Source organism: Micromonospora sp. NPDC048839 (assembly GCF_040649915.1).
Lineage (GTDB): Bacteria > Actinomycetota > Actinomycetes > Mycobacteriales > Micromonosporaceae > Micromonospora.
This window is the reverse complement of the sequence record NZ_JBEZGL010000062.1, coordinates 1-1,159: the sequence shown is the minus strand read 5'-3', so window position 1 is coordinate 1,159 and position 1,159 is coordinate 1. Positions and strand designations below refer to the sequence as shown.

The following is a 1,159-nucleotide window of genomic DNA, read 5'->3' as shown; positions in this document are numbered from 1 at the left end:
ATCACGTGCGCATTCGTGCCACTGATCCCGAACGACGAGACACCAGCCCGACGCGGACGATCCGTCGCCGGCCAGGGCCGCGATTCGGTCAGCAGCGACACCGCCCCAGCGGACCAGTCCACGTGCGGCGACGGCTCATCCACATGCAACGTCCTCGGCAAGGTCTCGTGCCGGAAAGCCTGCACCATCTTGATGATGCCCGCGACACCCGCCGCCGCCTGCGTGTGACCGATATTGGACTTGATCGAGCCCAACCACAACGGCTCGGACCGGTCCTGCCCATACGTCGCCAACAACGCCTGCGCCTCAATCGGATCACCCAAACGCGTCCCCGTGCCGTGCGCCTCCACCGCATCCACATCCGCCGCCGACAAGCGGGCATTCGCCAAAGCCTGCCGAATCACCCGCTGCTGCGACGGACCATTCGGCGCGGTCAAACCATTCGACGCACCATCCTGATTCACCGCCGAACCCCGCACCACCGCCAGAACACGATGGCCGTTGCGCTGCGCGTCGGAGAGCCGCTCCAACACCAACATGCCGACACCCTCAGACCAACCCGTGCCATCCGCCGCACCCGCGAACGCCTTACACCGACCATCCGGCGCCAACCCACGCTGCCGAGAGAAATCCACAAACGTATCCGCACTGGCCATCACCGTCACGCCGCCGGCCAACGCCAGGTCACACTCACCACGACCCAACGACTGCGCCGCCAAATGCAACGCCACCAACGACGACGAACACGCCGTATCAACCGACACAGCAGGACCCTCAAAACCAAACGAATACGAAATCCGCCCCGACGCCACACTCCCCGACGTCCCCGTACTCAAATAACCCTCAAGCTCCGCCGACACCGACCCCAAACCCGGAAAATAATCAGTACTCATCACACCAGCAAAAACACCCGTCAACGAACCCCGCAAACCACCAACATCCACACCCGCCGACTCCAACGCCTCCCACGACGCCTCCAACAACAACCGCTGCTGCGGATCCATCGCCAACGCCTCACGCGGCGACACACCAAAAAAACCCGCATCAAACAAACCCGCATCATGCAAAAACCCACCCACACCCACATACGTCGTACCCGGCCGCGACAACCCCGGATCCACCAGACGACCCACATCCCACCCACGATTCACCGGAAACG

At 63.2% G+C, this 1,159-nt stretch carries 1 protein-coding gene; it reads right to left on the bottom strand.

Going from position 1 to position 1,159, the window contains the following annotated elements; genetic code table 11:
• On the bottom strand, nt 1-1,159 hold a 1,159-nt coding region (locus AB0C25_RS36580), incomplete at both ends, for a polyketide synthase (RefSeq protein ID WP_357379659.1).